Below are 16,326 nucleotides of genomic sequence, written 5' to 3'. Positions count from 1 at the left end.
CAATAACCAATTGGTTAAACAAACTCATTAGAGGGGTCGGTCGTGTATGCAGGTAAAGTCGATGTTAAAATTAGGGACGGTCGCCGCGCTGACAACGGTAGCGTTAGCAGCGTGTGGGACCTCGTCGAGTCAGAGTCAAGCCAAGGACCAAACGTTAAACTGGATGGAGTCTTCTTCATTGCCGACGATGGACAATTCGCTGGCGACGGATGTGGTGTCCGGTGAAACGCTGAACAACACGGGTGAGGGCCTGTTGAAATTTGGCAAGAACAGTAGCACCCATCCAGGGGTGGCCAAGAGCTACACCAAGTCCAAGGACGGGAAGACTTACACGTTTAATCTCCGAAAATCCAATTGGAGCAACGGCGATAAGGTCACCGCGAAAGATTTCGTTTACGGCTGGCAACGCACTGTGAACCCCAAGACAGGGTCGCAGTACGCTTACCTGTACGCGGACGTGAAGAATGCCAACGCCATTATGGCCGGGAAGAAGGCCGTTTCTAAGCTAGGCATCAAGGCGCTAGGCAACTACAAGGTTCAAGTCTCCTTGATTCACCCAGTCAGCTACTTCCCAACCTTAGTCGCGCAAACCGCATTCTTCCCGCAAAACCAACGCGTCGTTGAAAAATACGGTAAGAAGTACGCCACCAATGCCCAGAACAACGTGTACAACGGGGCGTTCAAACTGACTTACTGGACTGGGACCTCTGATAATTGGACGTTGACCAAGAACGCCAAGTACTGGAACGCCAAGTCGGTAAAGCTCCAGCACATCAAGTTCAGTGCCGTTAAGGATCCGCAAACGGCGTTGAGCCAATACCAAAGTGGGAAGCTGGATGCCATTTACCTGAGTGGGCAACAACCGAAGAATTACAAGAACTCTAAGGAATACCACGCCCGTAACAGTTCACGGGTCGCTTACTTGGAATTAAACGAGAAGAAGGATTCCATGATGCGTAACGTCAAGGCCCGGCAAGCTCTGTCACTGGTCTTGAACCGCAAGCAATTCGTCAACAAGGTCTTAGACAACGGCTCTAAGGTCGCCAACGGTATCGTTACGGCAGGTTTAGCCGTACGTGATGGCAAGGACTTTGCTGCCGAAGGCTCGATTCCAGCCGCGACGGAACACAATGTTGCCAAGGCCAAGAAGCTGTGGAACGAGGCATTGAAAGAGACTGGCCGCAAGAGCTACTCGCTGACGCTGATGGCTGATGACACCGCCGAAGGTAAGAGTACGACGGAATACGTCCAGAGTCAGTGGTCTAAGCTACCTAATTTCAAGGTCACCAATTCTAATTTGCCATACAAGACGCGGTTGTCACGGTCAGCTGCTGGCCAATTCGATGCCGTCGTCACGCTGTGGGGCGCTGACTTCCCAGACCCAATCACCGACCTGTCATTGTTCACGTCAGACAATTCCTACAATAACGGAAAATGGTCGAACAAGACTTACGACAAGCTGGTTAAGGAAGCCACGACGACCAACGCCAACAAGCCAGCTGCTCGTTGGCAAAACCTGATCGACGCCCAGAAGGTCTTATTGAAGGACCAAGGCATCATCCCGGTTTACCAGAGTGGCAAGCCGCAACTGATGAAGTCCAAGGTCAAGGGCATCGTCTACTTCCCAGTCAGCTCGAACTGGGACTTCAGCAAGGCTTACATTAGCAAGTAAAGTTGAAGGGCAGATTGCGGAAGCCAGTCGCCTGCGGCTACCAAGGGTTCCGCCTGCTATGGGGACCGGCTTCACAGCGAGAACTGGCGGACTCTCGGCTACAAGGATGCTAGTCAATAACGATTGGTTTACTGGCCAATTCGTCAACTTGGCTACGGTTGCCGGTGAAGGCGATTGTCTTCGACGAACGGTAAGGTGGACAGCACGCACGACGAAGCCTTACAGACACGCAGCTCTAGAATACCCGTAACTCAAAATGGCATTCCCATGAAAAAAGTGGGGATGCCATTTTTGCTTGCCTAGTCGTCGCGGAAAAAGGGGCTGTCAGCGGCATTCAGTGGGAGGGGTGGCTAATGACTCGGAGAATTTCACAAGTCGGCGTGACGGGGCCAATAACGGTCAATTTTGGCGCATCAGATTGATCGTTATTGGCCCCAAGTTCCTCGCCCAATTCTCATAAACCGATTTACCCACGTTGGTAATCGCTACCATTACTGAATAATCAGTGAGTAGCGAGTTAATTTTTATGCCATTTTCTTGTATATGGTATACAAAACAGGTGAGTTTTCGGCTGACTAAATGTGACATCAGATTTTAATTTTTAATTTATATACCCGTCATAGCAGCGTTTCTATAAAATTATTTAAAATAAATTAGCCATTCCTATTGATTTTAATCTTTTTCTAATATACAATTGCAATATCAAATTTGAGGTTGTCAATTTATTTCGCAAACAACAACTAAGAGGGGTTGGATTTAAAATGAAAATCAATTCGGCAGTCAAACTAGGAACGGTGGCGACATTCGCGGCAGTCTTGCTCGCAGCGTGTGGGTCGTCATCTAGCAGTTCCAGCGAAGCCAGCAAGCAAACGTTAAATTGGATGGAAAGTTCCGCATTACCTTCCATGGACTCATCAACCGCAACGGACGTTGTTTCTGGGGAAACGATGAACAACACCGGTGAAGGTCTGTTACGGATCGGCAAGAACAGTTCCATTCATCCTGGGGTTGCTAAGAGCTACTCCAAGTCTAAGGACGGGAAGACCTATACGTTTAATCTCCGGAAGTCTAACTGGAGTAACGGTGATAAGGTAACCGCTAAAGACTTCGTGTTTGCCTGGCAACGGACCGTCAATCCTAAGACCGCTTCACAATACGCTTACATGTACGCGCCGGTTAAGAACGCCAACGCCATCATGAACAAGAAGAAGGCCGTTTCAACCTTAGGTATTAAGGCAGTTGGCCAATACAAAGTGGTTGTGACCTTAACGCAGGCCACTAGTTACTTCCCTTCATTGGTAGCGAGTCCCATGTTCTTCCCGCAAAACAAGTCAGTCGTTCAAAAGTACGGCAAGGGTTATGCAACAAACGCCCAGAAGAACGTCTACAACGGTCCGTTTAAGTTAACATACTGGACTGGGACGTCCGATAACTGGACGATGAGTAAAAACACTAAGTACTGGAACGCGAAGAATGTTAAACTAAAGAAGATCAACTTCAAAACAATGAAGGATCCTCAAACGGCTTTGAGCCAGTACCAAAGTGGCAAGCTGGATGCAACTTACCTGAGTGGGCAACAACCAAAGAACTACAAGAACTCTAAGCAGTACGTTGAACGGAAGAGTGCTTCGACCTTCTACATCGAATTGAACGAAAAGAAAGATTCCATGATGAAGAACAAGAAGGCTCGTCAAGCCTTATCACTGGCTATCAACCGGAACCAATTCGTCAACAAGGTCTTGGCCGATGGGTCAACCACTGCTAAAGGGTTGGTCTCAACGGGCTTAGCTTCTTACAAGGGTAAGGACTTCAACACGGACGCCGCCGTTCCTTCAGCAACTTCTCAAGACATGGCCAAGGCCAAGAAGCTTTGGAAGCAAGCCTTGAAGGAAACCGGTCGTTCAAGTTACTCCTTCACTTTAATGGCTGATGATACGCCAGCTGGTAAGAACATTACCGAATTCGTTCAAAGTCAATGGGCGAAGTTAGGCAACATCAAGGTTACCAACAGTAACTTGCCATTCAAGACGCGGTTGAGCCGGTCACAAAATGGTCAGTTCGACGCCGTTGTTTCCGCTTGGGGCGCTGACTTCCCAGACCCAATTTCCTTCCTGTCTCTGTTCACCTCTGACAACTCGTACAACAACGGGAAATGGGCTTCTAAGACTTACGACAAGGATGTCGCTGCCGCAACTGGTAAGGATGCCAACAACACCGCTGCTCGTTGGAACGACATGGTTGGTGCCCAAAAGGCTATCTTGAATGACCAAGGGATCATCCCAATTTACCAACAAGGGAAAGCCCAACTGGTCAAGTCTAACGTTAAGGGATTGATCTACTTCCCAACCGGCGCTAACTGGGACTTCAGTCAAGCCTACATTTCCAAGTAAGCCACGAATTAATTCAGTTATTACTCGTCAGGTGCAAATCTGACATAATAAGCTTTATCGGGGAGTAAGGATTAACGCGAGTTGGTCCTTACTTTTCGATATTATTGCAATCATTTATCATCTTGTTGTTTTTGTGGAGTTCTTGTTAAGTTTAACAACTTAACGGTAACGAATAAGTCTACTGATTGAGAGGTAAACAAATGGCAAAGTACCTAGCAAAGCGGATCTTTTATTTGATCCTGACCTTATTCATCGTTATTACCGTGACGTTCTTCCTAATGAAGTTGTTACCTGGGACGCCACTGACCAACCAAGCTAAGTTGTCCAAAAGTCAGATTGCGCTGATCTACGAACAATATGGTTTGGATAAGCCAGTCTGGCAACAGTACTTGCTGTATTTAGCAGGGGCTGTCCGCGGTAACTTCGGAACGTCTTTCCAATTTAGTGACCAACCCGTTTCCTACTTGCTTTCAAGTCGGATCGGACCATCCCTGCAGATTGGGCTGCAGGCTATGATCTTCGGGGTCATTTTAGGAATCATCGTGGGGGCCTTTGGGGCCATGAAGCAAAATACCTGGGTCGACACCACGGCAACGATCGTGTCTATCTTAGGGATCTCCATCCCATCCTTCGTCTTGGCCGTCTTACTCCAGTACTACCTGGGGTTGAAGCTCGGTTGGTTCCCGATTGCCGAATGGGGCGGCTTCATCTACACGGTGTTGCCAACCCTTGCGTTAGGAGCGACGCCGTTAGCCGAGTCGGCGCGGTTCGTCCGAACGGAAATGGTCGACGTGCTGAGTTCGGATTACATTGAGCTAGCCAAGGCCAAGGGGCTGAGTCGCACGGGGGTCATTTACCACCATGCGCTACGGAACAGTTTGATTCCGTTGATTACGATTGTGGGACCGTTAGCCGTGAACATCATGACTGGGTCAATGGTTGTGGAAAACATCTTCTCGATCCCGGGGATTGGGGAACAATTCGTGAAGTCCGTCTTGACGAACGACTACCCAACCATCATGGGCCTGACCATCATCTATTCATTCATGCTCTGTGTCGTTCTGTTGATCACCGACATCCTTTATGGAATCGTTGACCCACGGATTCGGATCACAGGCAAGGCTAACTAGGAGGTAAATAAATGGCAGATACAGTTAAACTCCCTGAAGATAGCTTTAAGCGGATTTCCAGCGATGATCGGGCGAATCTCGATAGCGAAAAGATTGCCGCGCCTTCCTTAACGTTCGCTCAAGATGCTTGGCGGCGGTTGAAGAAGAACAAGGGTGCCTGGGTATCCTTGATCGTGCTGGCCATCGTGTTCATCATGGCCTTTGGGTCCTTGGTGGTCTCACCACACAACCCCAATGCCGTGAACCCGTCATACGCCAACTTACCATCGAAGATTCCCGGTGTGAACATCAACGGGTTCAACGGGACCTTGGTTCAAGCGGGCGAACGAGTCGACGCTTATAAGCAGGCTGGGGCTTCCAGCAAATTTTATATCATGGGGACCGACTACTTAGGTCGGGACCTGTTCTCACGGGTCCTTTACGGGACACGGATTTCCTTGATCATCGCGTTAGTGGCCACCCTGTTTGATTTGACCATCGGGGTAACGTACGGGATGTTCTCGGGATGGAAGGGTGGTCGCATTGATACGATCATGCAACGGATCATTGAAATCATCCTGTCCATTCCTAACCTAGTTGTCATCGTCCTGTTGATTTTGATTCTAAAACCCGGGATGACGTCGATCATCATTGCCATCGCGCTGACGTCGTGGGTCAACATGGCCCGACTCGTCCGAGCGCAGACCATGGAGATTAAGGAACAAGAATATATTCTCGCGGCGAGAACGCTGGGTGAGCGACCGATGAAGATTGCTTTCAAGCATCTGTTACCGAACCTCTCCAGCGTGATCATCATCAACACGATGTTTACGATCCCCAACGCCATCTTCTTTGAAGCCACCTTATCCTACATTGGGATTGGGATTTCCTCACCACAGGCTTCACTAGGGACGTTGTTAAACGATGGGCAAAAGAACTTCCAGTTCCTGCCTTATCAGATGTGGTGGCCAGCGTTGATTCTGTCCATCATCATGTTAGCCTTCAACCTCTTAGGTGATGGCTTACGGGATGCCTTTGATCCGCGGACGAAAGAGTAGGTGAACTAACGTCATGGAGAACGAAAAAGATATTTTGGAAGTACGCAACCTGCAGGTTAATTTCAAAACGTATGCCGGTGACGTTAAGGCCATCCGGAACGTGAGCTTTGACCTTCGTAAAGGGGAAACCCTGGCCATCGTCGGGGAATCTGGTTCCGGTAAATCCGTAACTACCCGGACGATTATGGGCTTGAATGCCCGGAACGCTGACATTACCAGCGGGTCCATCATGTACAAGGACCAAGACTTACTGAAAAAAACTGATCAAGAAATGGAAAGTATTCGGGGCCAAGACATCGCCGAAATCTTCCAAGACCCAATGACTTCACTGGACCCCACCATGCGGATCGGTAAGCAAATCGCCGAACCCCTGATGGTCCACAAGGGGATGAAGAAGGAAAAGGCATTGGCCCAAGCCTTAGAAATGATGAAGTTGGTCGGGATCACGGATGCGGAGAACCGGATCAATGATTACCCGCACCAATTCTCTGGGGGGATGCGGCAACGGATCGTGATTGCGATTGCGTTGATCAACTACCCAGAAATTCTGATTGCCGATGAACCCACGACTGCTTTGGACGTGACGATTCAGGCGCAGATCTTGAACCTGATGAAGGAATTGCAAGATAAGATTTCCACGTCGATCATTTTCATCACGCATGACTTGGGGGTCGTGGCTGGCATGGCCGACCGGGTCGCCGTCATGTATGCTGGGAAAATCGTGGAATACGGGACCGTGGATGAAATCTTCTACAACCCGAAGCACCCGTACACGTGGGGCCTGTTAAGCTCCATGCCCACACTGGATTCCAGCGGTGACGAGTTGCCATCGATTCCTGGGACGCCACCGGACTTGTTGGATCCGCCAGCAGGGGATGCCTTTGCTGCTCGGAACGCCTATGCTTTGAAGATTGACACCGAACAGGAACCACCGTTCTTCAAGGTCTCTGACACCCACTATGCGGCAACCTGGTTGCTCCATCCGGATGCGCCTAAGGTGACGCCACCAGAACAAATCGTTGCGCGGCAAAAGAAATACGCTGCGATGCAAAAAGACTTGGTCGCCAAGCAACGGCCAAGCGTCCCAGTTGAAGAACAGGAGGAACAGCAATAATGGATTACGAAAATGCCGAAAAAATCCTCGAGGTCAAGCACCTCAAACAGTACTTCAACGTGGGTAAGGCCGATGAGGTCCGCGCGGTTGATGACATTTCCTTTGATATTTACAAGGGGGAAACGTTTGGTCTCGTTGGCGAATCTGGTTCTGGGAAGACCACGACTGGCCGGGCCATCATCCATTTGTACGAGCCGACCGCCGGTGAGATTTTATTCAATGGCAAGAACGTGGATAATTTCACCAGCAAGGCCGACCAACGCGAGTTCCGGCAGGACATGCAAATGATTTTCCAAGACCCTTACGCCTCATTGAATCCGCGGATGAAGGTCAAGGATATCGTGGCGGAAGGTATCGACATCAACCATTTGGCCAAGGACGACGCCGACCGGACCAAGCAGGTGGAAGACCTGTTGGAAACGGTTGGGTTGAACAAGGACCACTCCAGTCGGTACCCGCATGAATTCTCCGGTGGACAGCGGCAACGGATCGGGATTGCCCGGGCGTTAGCCGTGGATCCCAAGTTCGTGATTGCCGATGAACCAATCTCTGCGTTGGACGTGTCCATCCAAGCCCAAGTCGTTAACTTGATGAAGAAGCTCCAGCGGGAACAGGGCTTAACGTACCTGTTCATCGCCCATGACTTGTCGATGGTCAAGTACATCTCTGACCGGATCGGCGTCATGCACTATGGCCGGATGCTAGAAATCGCCGACTCTGACGAAATCTACGCTCACCCACTGCATGACTACACCAAGAGTCTATTGTCAGCCGTACCCGTCCCTGATCCAGAGTTTGAACGGACCCGAGAAGAGATTGCCTACGATGGTAGCGGTGAAAATGACGGCAAGAAACGCAAGCTCGTCGAAATTTCACCCCGTCATTGGGTTCGCGCCGCTGACGACGAAATCGACATGTATACGCAACGCGCGCACGAAGCGTCATTGATTCGTAAGTAAAAACATTGAATGAAACGAGGACCAACAGGTAGTCATTGCCTGGGGGTCCTCGTTTTTTTAGTGCCAACTAAAGGTTGAAAGTAGCATTAATGCAATAGTCCCTGAAACGACGGTCTTCTATTCGCTAAAATTAGTGAAACCAGGAGCCTGCGTCAGCCAGAGATTCCGCCTGCTATGGGGGACATCTCCAGCCTGAGGGGCGGTCTTCCGGTTCGCTTTGAAGCCTGGCTAAGACCGCCAGTCTCCAAAGTCGCCCTACGCTGTAGGCTGAGAAAAGACCTCAGCCAACACCGTCGACACAGCTGGCTGCCTCCGGCGAGTTGGCGATGATCAGTAACCTTGTCTTAATTAAAGACTAGTTGTTAAATCAGCCGTTACCTGGAACTAAGCCAACTTTCACTAGCACGTACACTTGTAGCCGAGAGTCCGCCAAGTATGGGTTCAGCCGTGGGAGTTGCCTTAGCGGCACGGTTCATGCCGCTTAGACAACTGGCGTCTTTGAGACGTGGGCTTCCGGCTCAAAGCGAGGCCGAGACCGCTTCTCAGGCTCGGTCCGGTCCGCCCACCGCGTTCCAACCCATAGTTGGGGGACGGTAGGCGGTCAGTACACACTACGAAATTGTAAACGACTAATTTTTACATCATCAGTCGCCACCGACATGATAAAACGTGCACAAGGTGACCGGTGAATAGGCCAATGTAGTTCGGCTTTTGCATAAAGGTCATGGGCAGACTGATTCACTGGGTACGAGAATTAGCACCGCTTTCATTACTGACAAACCGCATTTAAGCTTACATTAGGGTTGCCTTAAGTTCACGATAAGCTTTCATAAGCAAATGTGAAGATTCCTTAACATTATATTGGATTTATCTTCACAATTTTCACAAATTCAACTCGCATAATGGGGATAGTTTCGAATTTTGAAAGGATTGGTGTCTGCTATGTCTTACCGTGTAATCGATCCATTGACCGGCGCCGAATACCGGTCTTATCCTGACGCAACTGACGCCGAGGTTGACCAAGCCTTGGCTACGAGCGCGCAATACTTCGAGGAACAACCAACTACCCGCTTTGAACGGGCACAACATCTCTTAAAATTAGCGCAGATTTTCGACGATGAAGCCGACAAATTTGCGGAAGAGGCGGCCCACAATATGGGGAAACTCTTCAAGGAAGGGCAGGGCGAATCCCATGCGGCGGCCAATATTACCCGCTACTACGCCAACAACGGCGCGGCCTTCTTGACGCCGAAGCCTTACGTGTACGGGCCAAACGACGCGCACGCCCAGTTGGAATTTGCCCCAACCGGGATCATCATGAGCGTGGAACCCTGGAACTTCCCGTACACTCAAGTGATTCGGGTGTTGGCACCCAATTATCTGGCAGGGAACCCCGTCATCTTGAAGCATGCCAGTTCCGTTGCCGGTTGTGCCGACTTGATTCAACAAGCCGCTCGGCAGGCGGGCATGCCAGTGGGGGCCTTCCAGAACCTGTGCTTGACCCATGACCAAGTGGCACGGGTGATTGCAGATTCCCGGGTCCAAGGTTTGGCTGTGACCGGATCCGAACCAGTCGGTCGTCAATTGGCGGGCTTGGCCGGGCAAAATCTGACTAAGAGTACGTTGGAGTTGGGCGGTAGTGATGCTTGCCTGATTTTAGACGATGCCGAGATGGACAACGCGATTCAAGAAGCTGCTATTTCCCGGTTACGGAATTCTGGACAAACTTGTACCTCCGCCAAGCGGTTTATCGTTCGCCGCGAAGTCGCCGATGAATTTGTTGCGGGGCTTAAGCGAATCTTTACCGCGCAGGTTGTGGGTGACCCGATGGATTCTAAGACCACGCTGGCACCATTGGCGTCTAAACGCGGTCAAGAAAAGTTGGCCCAACAGGTCGATAACGCCGTGCAACACGGGGCGACCGCCCTTGTCGCTGGTGGTCCCGTGGGTGACGCAACGGGCTTCATGCCGACGTTACTTGGCGATATCACGCCAGATAATCCGGCCAGTCAAGAAGAATTCTTTGGTCCCGTTGCTCAGCTGTACGTGGTCGATTCCGACGACGAAGCGGTGAAAATTGCTAACGCCACGCCATTTGGCCTCGCTGGTGCCGTGTTCTCCGCTGATGAAGAGCGGGCCCACCGCGTTGCGAGTCGGATGGCGACTGGTCAAGTCTTTATCAACAAAGGGTCGACCGGGATTCCTGAACTGCCATTCGGCGGAGTCAAGAATTCAGGTTACGGCCGTGAAATGAGCGATATGGGCATCATGGAATTTATGAACGCCAAGATCGTTGTGTACCCTAAATAAGGAGGCGGTTGTATGAGTGACAACGCCGCAAGTACCACGGAAACGTTTACCGAAGAGGTCGCTCCCCGGACCACGACGCTTCGTAACAAGATTGGCTATGCCATCGGGGATGTTGGGAACAACTTCCTGTTTGACATGGGCCAACTGTACTTATTGAAATACTTCACTGACGTCTTGCAGCTACCGGCTGCGTTAGCTGGGACCGTCTTCTTGGTTGCCAAGGTTTGGGACGCGTTCATGGACATGAGCGTGGGGACCTGGATCGACAACCGGCAAAATATTGGGTCGCGCGGGAAGTACCGCCCCTTTATTCTCTGGGCCGCGATTCCACTGGCCTTACTGCTGATTGCTAACTTCTCCGTGCCTGACTTCTCGGTCACGGGGAAAATGATCTGGGCGTACATCTCCTACATGATCTTCGGGACCGTCTACTCGATTTCTAACGTGCCGTTTGGGTCCATGATTCCCACGATGACGCGGAATAGTCAGGAACGTTCCGAACTGGCTTCGTTCCGGCAAGCCGGCTCCAACCTGGGGCTGATGCTGGCGACGATTGGGTTCATGCCTATCGTGAACCTCTTGCCGACCGACCATGAAGGCTACACGGTCGCGGTTATTGGCTTTGCCGTGGTCGGGGTCGCTTGTCAGTGGATTTCTTATTTCAACATCAAGGAAGTCTACAAGGAAGCGCCGAAGCCTAAGGCCACCAAAGAAGACTTGAAGAAGAGTTTCAAGGCCTTACTGAAGAACCGGCCGCTGGTCACGTTGTGTATCGTGAACCTCTTTACCTTCTCGGCCTTTAACCTCAAGCTGGCCGTGCAGGTGTACTACTGTGAATACATTTTGAAGGACAACACGGCGGTTTCTTACCTGGGCTTTTTTAGTATCGGGATGGTCTTTGTCGCCGTCGCTTTGGTGCCGCTGCTGACCAAGCGTTTTGACAAGAAGACCGTTTATTCGATGGGCTGTGTCATCTGGGCCACTGCCGATATTCTTGGCTTCTTCTTTGCCAGCAACACCTTGCTGCTGGTCATCTTCACCAGTATCGCTTACTTAGGGAACGGGTTCACCAGTGCCTTGAACTGGGCGTTGGTTTCCGACTGTGTGGAATACGGCGAGTGGCAAAGTGGGATTCGTTCCGAAGGGATGGTCTATTCGGCCTTTACCTATTTCCGGAAATTATCACAGGCCATTGCCGGCTTCATTCCCGGGATTATTTTGACCTGGGTCGGCTACGTGCCGAACCAACAACAGACCGCCACGGCCTTGATGGGAATTCGGGGGCTGATGTTCTTCTACTCAGCTGCCATGGCTATCATGACGGTGATCATCATGCACTACCTCTACCCGCTGACTGAAAAGCGTTACCATGAGGTCTTGGTGCAATTGCTCAAGCGCCGCGACAAGGATGCCGTGGTTGAAGCTACTTCTGTGGAAAACTGAAAGGATGTCATTGAACGATGAAATATTTTTTAGATAGTGCCAAAATGGATGAAATTACCTATGCTTATGAAAATTACGGGATCGACGGGGTCACCACGAATCCCAAGCACATTCAAGCTAGCGGTCAACCCTTCATGGTCGCCGTGCAAAACTTGGCGGACTTTGCGGCCGACAAGCCAGATTTCCCCATCTCAATTGAAATCAATCCGCATTTGACGGAATCAGCCGACATGATTGCCATGGCGGAAAAGATTCACCAGTTCTCAGACAATTTTGCCATCAAGATTCCCGCTACGGAAAACGGCATCATCGCCGCTCGCCACTTGGAACAAGAGGGCATCCGGACCAACGTGACGCTGATTTTCTCTGCCGCGCAAGCCATCATGCCAGCCAAAATCGGTGCCAAGTACGCTTCACCATTCGTCAACTGGAAAGAACTCAACGGTGAAGACGGCATGGGCTACGTCAAGGACATTGCGCAGATCTACCGCAACTACGGTTACCAAACGGAAATCATCGTGGCCGCCGTCCGCAGTGGTCATCAGATCGTCGAAGCGGCCAAGGCCGGGGCAGACATCGTGACGGCTGGCTTAGACGTTTACCGTGATAGCTTCTACCACCCTTACACCGATCTCGGGTTGAAACGATTCCAAGACGCCTGGGACAATACCCCAAAGGAGGCGTAGGCCATGAGTTTAGTCTATATTCCCGTCGTTCGGCGGAAGTTTGACGCCGAACTGGCGCAGAAACGCTTTGAAACCACGCTGGCCACGCTCCAACTGATTGCGCCCGACATCGTGGCCCCCGAAGCGCCTTTAGGCGAACCAGATGAACTGCTGGACTTCATCGAAAATCTGGCAGAGGAACCGACGGCCATCATTTTCCAACAACTGACCTTTACCGGCCAAGAGTTCGTGACGGAATTGGTCAAGCGCTACTCAGTCCCGATTTTCTTATTGATTGAAAAGGAACCTAGTGTTCACGGCTGGCTGCATTTAAACGCCATGACGGGACTGTTGAGTACAGCCAACTACCTGCACATGCACGGCCAAGTCTACCAACAATTCATTGGTGGCGTGGACGAGGAAGCCGGGGCCAAGGCAATCCGGCAATTTATCAGCTCAGTCGACGCCTATCAAGACCTGCAACACTTGACGGTCGGGGTCGTAGGGACGTTCCCACCTGGTTTCAATTTCTCTGGGACCAATCCGCAAGAACTGCGGGACCAACTCGGGGTCTCTTTGAAGCACTACAGCATTGATCAAGCCTTTAAGACGGCGGCCCAATTAAAGCCAGCCGCTTATCAGGACCAATTGACTTACGCGCAAGACCATTTGAAAGACCTGGATCCTGCCGATCCGCGGGCGATTAAGATGGCGCAATACGTCACGGTCATGCAAGACCACGTGGCGGCCGATGGGCTGGGCGCATTTGCCTCACGGTGCTGGCCAGACTTCTTTGAAAAATTCGACAGTGCACCGGGTGGCGTCTTCTCACAACTGACCAACCAAAAGACACCAGTGGCCGAGGAAGGCGATATCCACGGGGCCGTTTCCATGTACGCCCTGCAAGCCTTGAACGGCCATCAACAGCCAGTCTTCTTAGGCGACCTGTGCCGCTTGGATGAGGCCGACAACAGCCTGACCATTTGGCATGATTACGGGCCGTATGACCTGGCTAATCCGGATTACCCAGCCACGGCGGGCGTTCACCCGAACCGCAAGATCGGCGTGAGTGTCGACGGCTCCTTGAAGCCCGGCGAAGTCACGTTGTTGCGGGTCCACTACGACACTGACGGTTACCATTTGATCAGCATTCACGGCAAGGCTCTGCCGGTTGAAAACCAGTACAACGGCTTTTCTGGCAAGGTCCAAGTCGACTTACCAATCACCGAATTGGTCAACGACCTGGCGCAAAGCGGTGCCGAATCGCATTTTGCGCTGGTCTACGGCGATTACACCACGGCCATCAAATGGTTGGGGCAATGGCTGCGGTTACCAGTGACCCAATACTAGGAGGTTCGGTATGCAAATCTGTTTAGACGGTGATCACCTGAGCGTGCGCGATGCGGCGGAGACAGCGGATTGGTCCTTACGGTGGGCCCATCAGCCCGATGCCAGCCTGCACAGTACGCCCCAGCACCCGGCGATTGCGGTCGGGGAAGGGCAGAGCCAAGTCAAAATGAATCAGGGGAACTTCCAACTCCGCGATACCCAAGTGGAGCGGATTGGCTTACCCTACGTGAAAAAAATTGCCAGTACCCCCAATTCGGCGACATTAGAATTGGCCCCGGCGAGCGCTAGTCCCAGTTACTTACGGGTGACGTTGCGCTACGTGAACCGGAGCTGGCGCTTGCAATTTACCCCCTTAGCGGCTAACCTCAATCGTTTTTGGTTGCGGTTAGTGGCCGAACCGAGCGACCGGTTCTATGGTGGGGGCGAGCAAATGAGCTACCTCAACTTGGCGGGGCGGAAGTTCCCGATTTGGACTTCCGAACCCGGTATCGGCCGGAATAAGCAAACGGCCATCACCCAAGCCGCCGACCGCAACAATGGCGGGGGCGGGGACTATTACACGTCCAATTACCCGCAGGCCACGTACCTGACGAGCCGGCATCAGCTAGTGCATTTGGATACGACGGCTTACGCAGTGCTGGACTTCACGGATCAGCGCTACACGGAGCTCAGTGACTGGGCGATTCCGACGGCCGTTTGGCTGGCTTCAGCACCGACGTTGGCTGGTTTAGTTCGGCTGACCAAGGACTGGTTCGGCACGCAACCCGTCTTGCCCGAATGGTTGGGCGACGGCATCGTGCTGGGTTTACAGGGCGGTACGGCGGTAGTCCGGGAACGCGTCGCTGCGGCCCAACGCGCGGGCATCAACGTGGCCGGCGTATGGCTACAGGACTGGGAAGGCCCGCTGATCACCAGCTTTGGCAAACGCCTGCATTGGGATTGGCACTGGGACCAGGACTTTTATCCCGGCTTGGATCAGCTGATCAAGGACTGGCGTCAACAGGGCATTCGTTTCCTGGGCTACATCAATCCTTACGTCGTCGACGATGGTCCGTTGTTTGAAACGGCCCGCGACGCTGGTTACTTGGCCACTCAGGCCGATGGTAGCGTCTATCTGGTCGACTTCGGTGAATTCAACTGTGGGGTCGTGGACCTCTTGAATCCGGCAGCTTACAGTTGGTATCAAGGCATTGTGGAACAACGCCTGATCGACTTTGACATGAGTGGGTGGATGGCCGACTTCGGTGAATACTTGCCGACAGACGTCCAACTTTACGGCAAGGCCGACCCCATGCTGGCGCACAACCAGTGGCCGGTGCTTTGGGCCAAGCTCAACCGCGATGCCCTCGAGCACACGGGCAAATTGGGCGAGGTCGTCCCGTTCTTCCGCGCGGGTGGGGCCGGCACGCAAGGCTATGCGCCGCTACTGTGGGCTGGTGACCAAAGCGTTGACTGGACCCCTGACGACGGCTTACCATCCGCGTTGACGGGAATGTTGACGTCCGGCTTGACCGGTAACGGGTTGAATCACCCAGATATTGGGGGTTACACCAGCTTGTTTGGCAACGACCGGACCAAGGAGCTGTGGCTGCGCTGGTTGGAACTCGGCGCGTTTACGCCCGTCATGCGGACTCACGAAGGCAATCGGCCGGATGAAAACTTCCAGTACTATGATGACACGGCAACCATACGCCAAGTGGCCCGGTTGACCCGCGTCCATCACCAGTTAGCGCCATATCTGCGAGCAGTCATGCAGGAAAATACTGCCACCGGCTTGCCGGTGATGCGGCCGCTGGTGCTCAGCGATGAAGAAGACGCGCAAACCTGGGAGAATCAGACCAGCTACACGCTCGGCAGTGACTTGCTGGTAGCGCCTGTCTTGGCGCCGAACCAAACGACGCGTGAGCTTTACTTGCCGGGTGGTGAATGGTGCCATCTGTGGAGCGGCGAGCGCTTCGACGGCCAACAAACGGTCACGGTCGCAGCACCGGTGGGGATGCCACCAGTGTTCTACCGCGCCGACAGTACCTTTGCGAACTTGTTTGCGGGGTTTCAGGACTGAATTCAATTAAAAATGAACGACTAAAAGCACCTACCCGATGATTGGGGTAGGTGCTTTTGCGCGTGGGGACTGTCGAAAAATCTAAGGAAAGGTTTCACAGTTCGTGAGTGTGTTTGACATGCTGTCTTGGATGCTGGCATTTGCCACATTGATGATTTTAATCGATCGTCATCACGACGATCGTCGGTAATTAA

General features: G+C 52.1%; 11 protein-coding genes. All 11 read left to right on the top strand.

Translation table 11 applies throughout. The features are described from left to right. Positions 1-46 precede the first annotated feature (46 nt). The 11 genes from EKM83_RS09210 (at position 47) to EKM83_RS09160 (ending at position 16,132) form a co-directional block, all read left to right on the top strand. The gene (locus EKM83_RS09210) at positions 47-1,672 is read left to right on the top strand and encodes a peptide ABC transporter substrate-binding protein (RefSeq protein ID WP_125576707.1); all 1,626 of its coding nucleotides are present in this window, start codon (positions 47-49) and stop codon (positions 1,670-1,672) included. Between the two features lie 761 nt (positions 1,673-2,433). Then, positions 2,434-4,062, top strand: coding sequence for a peptide ABC transporter substrate-binding protein (locus EKM83_RS09205; RefSeq protein WP_125576704.1), 1,629 nt, complete (start codon positions 2,434-2,436; stop codon positions 4,060-4,062). Positions 4,063-4,262: 200 nt separating this feature from the next. Further along, positions 4,263-5,192, top strand: a complete 930-nt coding sequence (gene opp3b / locus EKM83_RS09200) for an oligopeptide ABC transporter permease (protein WP_125576702.1) — start codon at positions 4,263-4,265, stop codon at positions 5,190-5,192. An 11-nt stretch (positions 5,193-5,203) separates the two neighbouring features. Continuing rightward, positions 5,204-6,229 carry an ABC transporter permease gene (locus tag EKM83_RS09195; protein ID WP_125576700.1) on the top strand — a complete coding sequence of 342 codons (1,026 nt, stop codon included), beginning with the start codon at positions 5,204-5,206 and terminating at the stop codon, positions 6,227-6,229. 13 nt (positions 6,230-6,242) lie between these two features. Beyond that, positions 6,243-7,343 (top strand): ABC transporter ATP-binding protein, encoded by a 1,101-nt coding sequence (locus EKM83_RS09190; protein WP_125576698.1) that lies wholly within the window; start codon positions 6,243-6,245, stop codon positions 7,341-7,343. Continuing rightward, positions 7,343-8,302, top strand: a complete 960-nt coding sequence (locus EKM83_RS09185; RefSeq protein WP_125576696.1) for an ABC transporter ATP-binding protein — start codon at positions 7,343-7,345, stop codon at positions 8,300-8,302. The genes EKM83_RS09190 and EKM83_RS09185 overlap by 1 nt, the downstream gene beginning before the upstream one ends. 942 nt (positions 8,303-9,244) lie before the next feature. Continuing rightward, a complete protein-coding gene (locus EKM83_RS09180) occupies positions 9,245-10,612 on the top strand; it encodes an aldehyde dehydrogenase family protein (RefSeq protein WP_125576694.1) in 1,368 nt (455 codons plus the stop codon). 12 nt (positions 10,613-10,624) lie between these two features. After that, complete coding sequence (locus tag EKM83_RS09175; RefSeq protein ID WP_125576692.1) at positions 10,625-12,055, top strand: glycoside-pentoside-hexuronide (GPH):cation symporter; 1,431 nt, start codon at positions 10,625-10,627, stop codon at positions 12,053-12,055. Between the two features lie 17 nt (positions 12,056-12,072). Beyond that, a complete protein-coding gene (locus EKM83_RS09170) occupies positions 12,073-12,741 on the top strand; it encodes a transaldolase family protein (RefSeq protein ID WP_125576689.1) in 669 nt (222 codons plus the stop codon). 3 nt (positions 12,742-12,744) lie between these two features. Beyond that, entirely contained in the window at positions 12,745-14,070 is a 1,326-nt protein-coding gene (locus EKM83_RS09165; protein WP_125576687.1) for a hypothetical protein, read from the top strand. Positions 14,071-14,080: 10 nt separating this feature from the next. Next, entirely contained in the window at positions 14,081-16,132 is a 2,052-nt protein-coding gene (locus EKM83_RS09160) for an alpha-glucosidase (protein WP_125576685.1), read from the top strand. Positions 16,133-16,326: the final 194 nt, after the last annotated feature.

It is taken from the genome of Levilactobacillus angrenensis (assembly GCF_003946085.1).
GTDB lineage: Bacteria > Bacillota > Bacilli > Lactobacillales > Lactobacillaceae > Levilactobacillus > Levilactobacillus angrenensis.
Note: the sequence above shows the minus strand (reverse complement) of the source record. Positions and strands in the feature narration are given on the sequence as shown.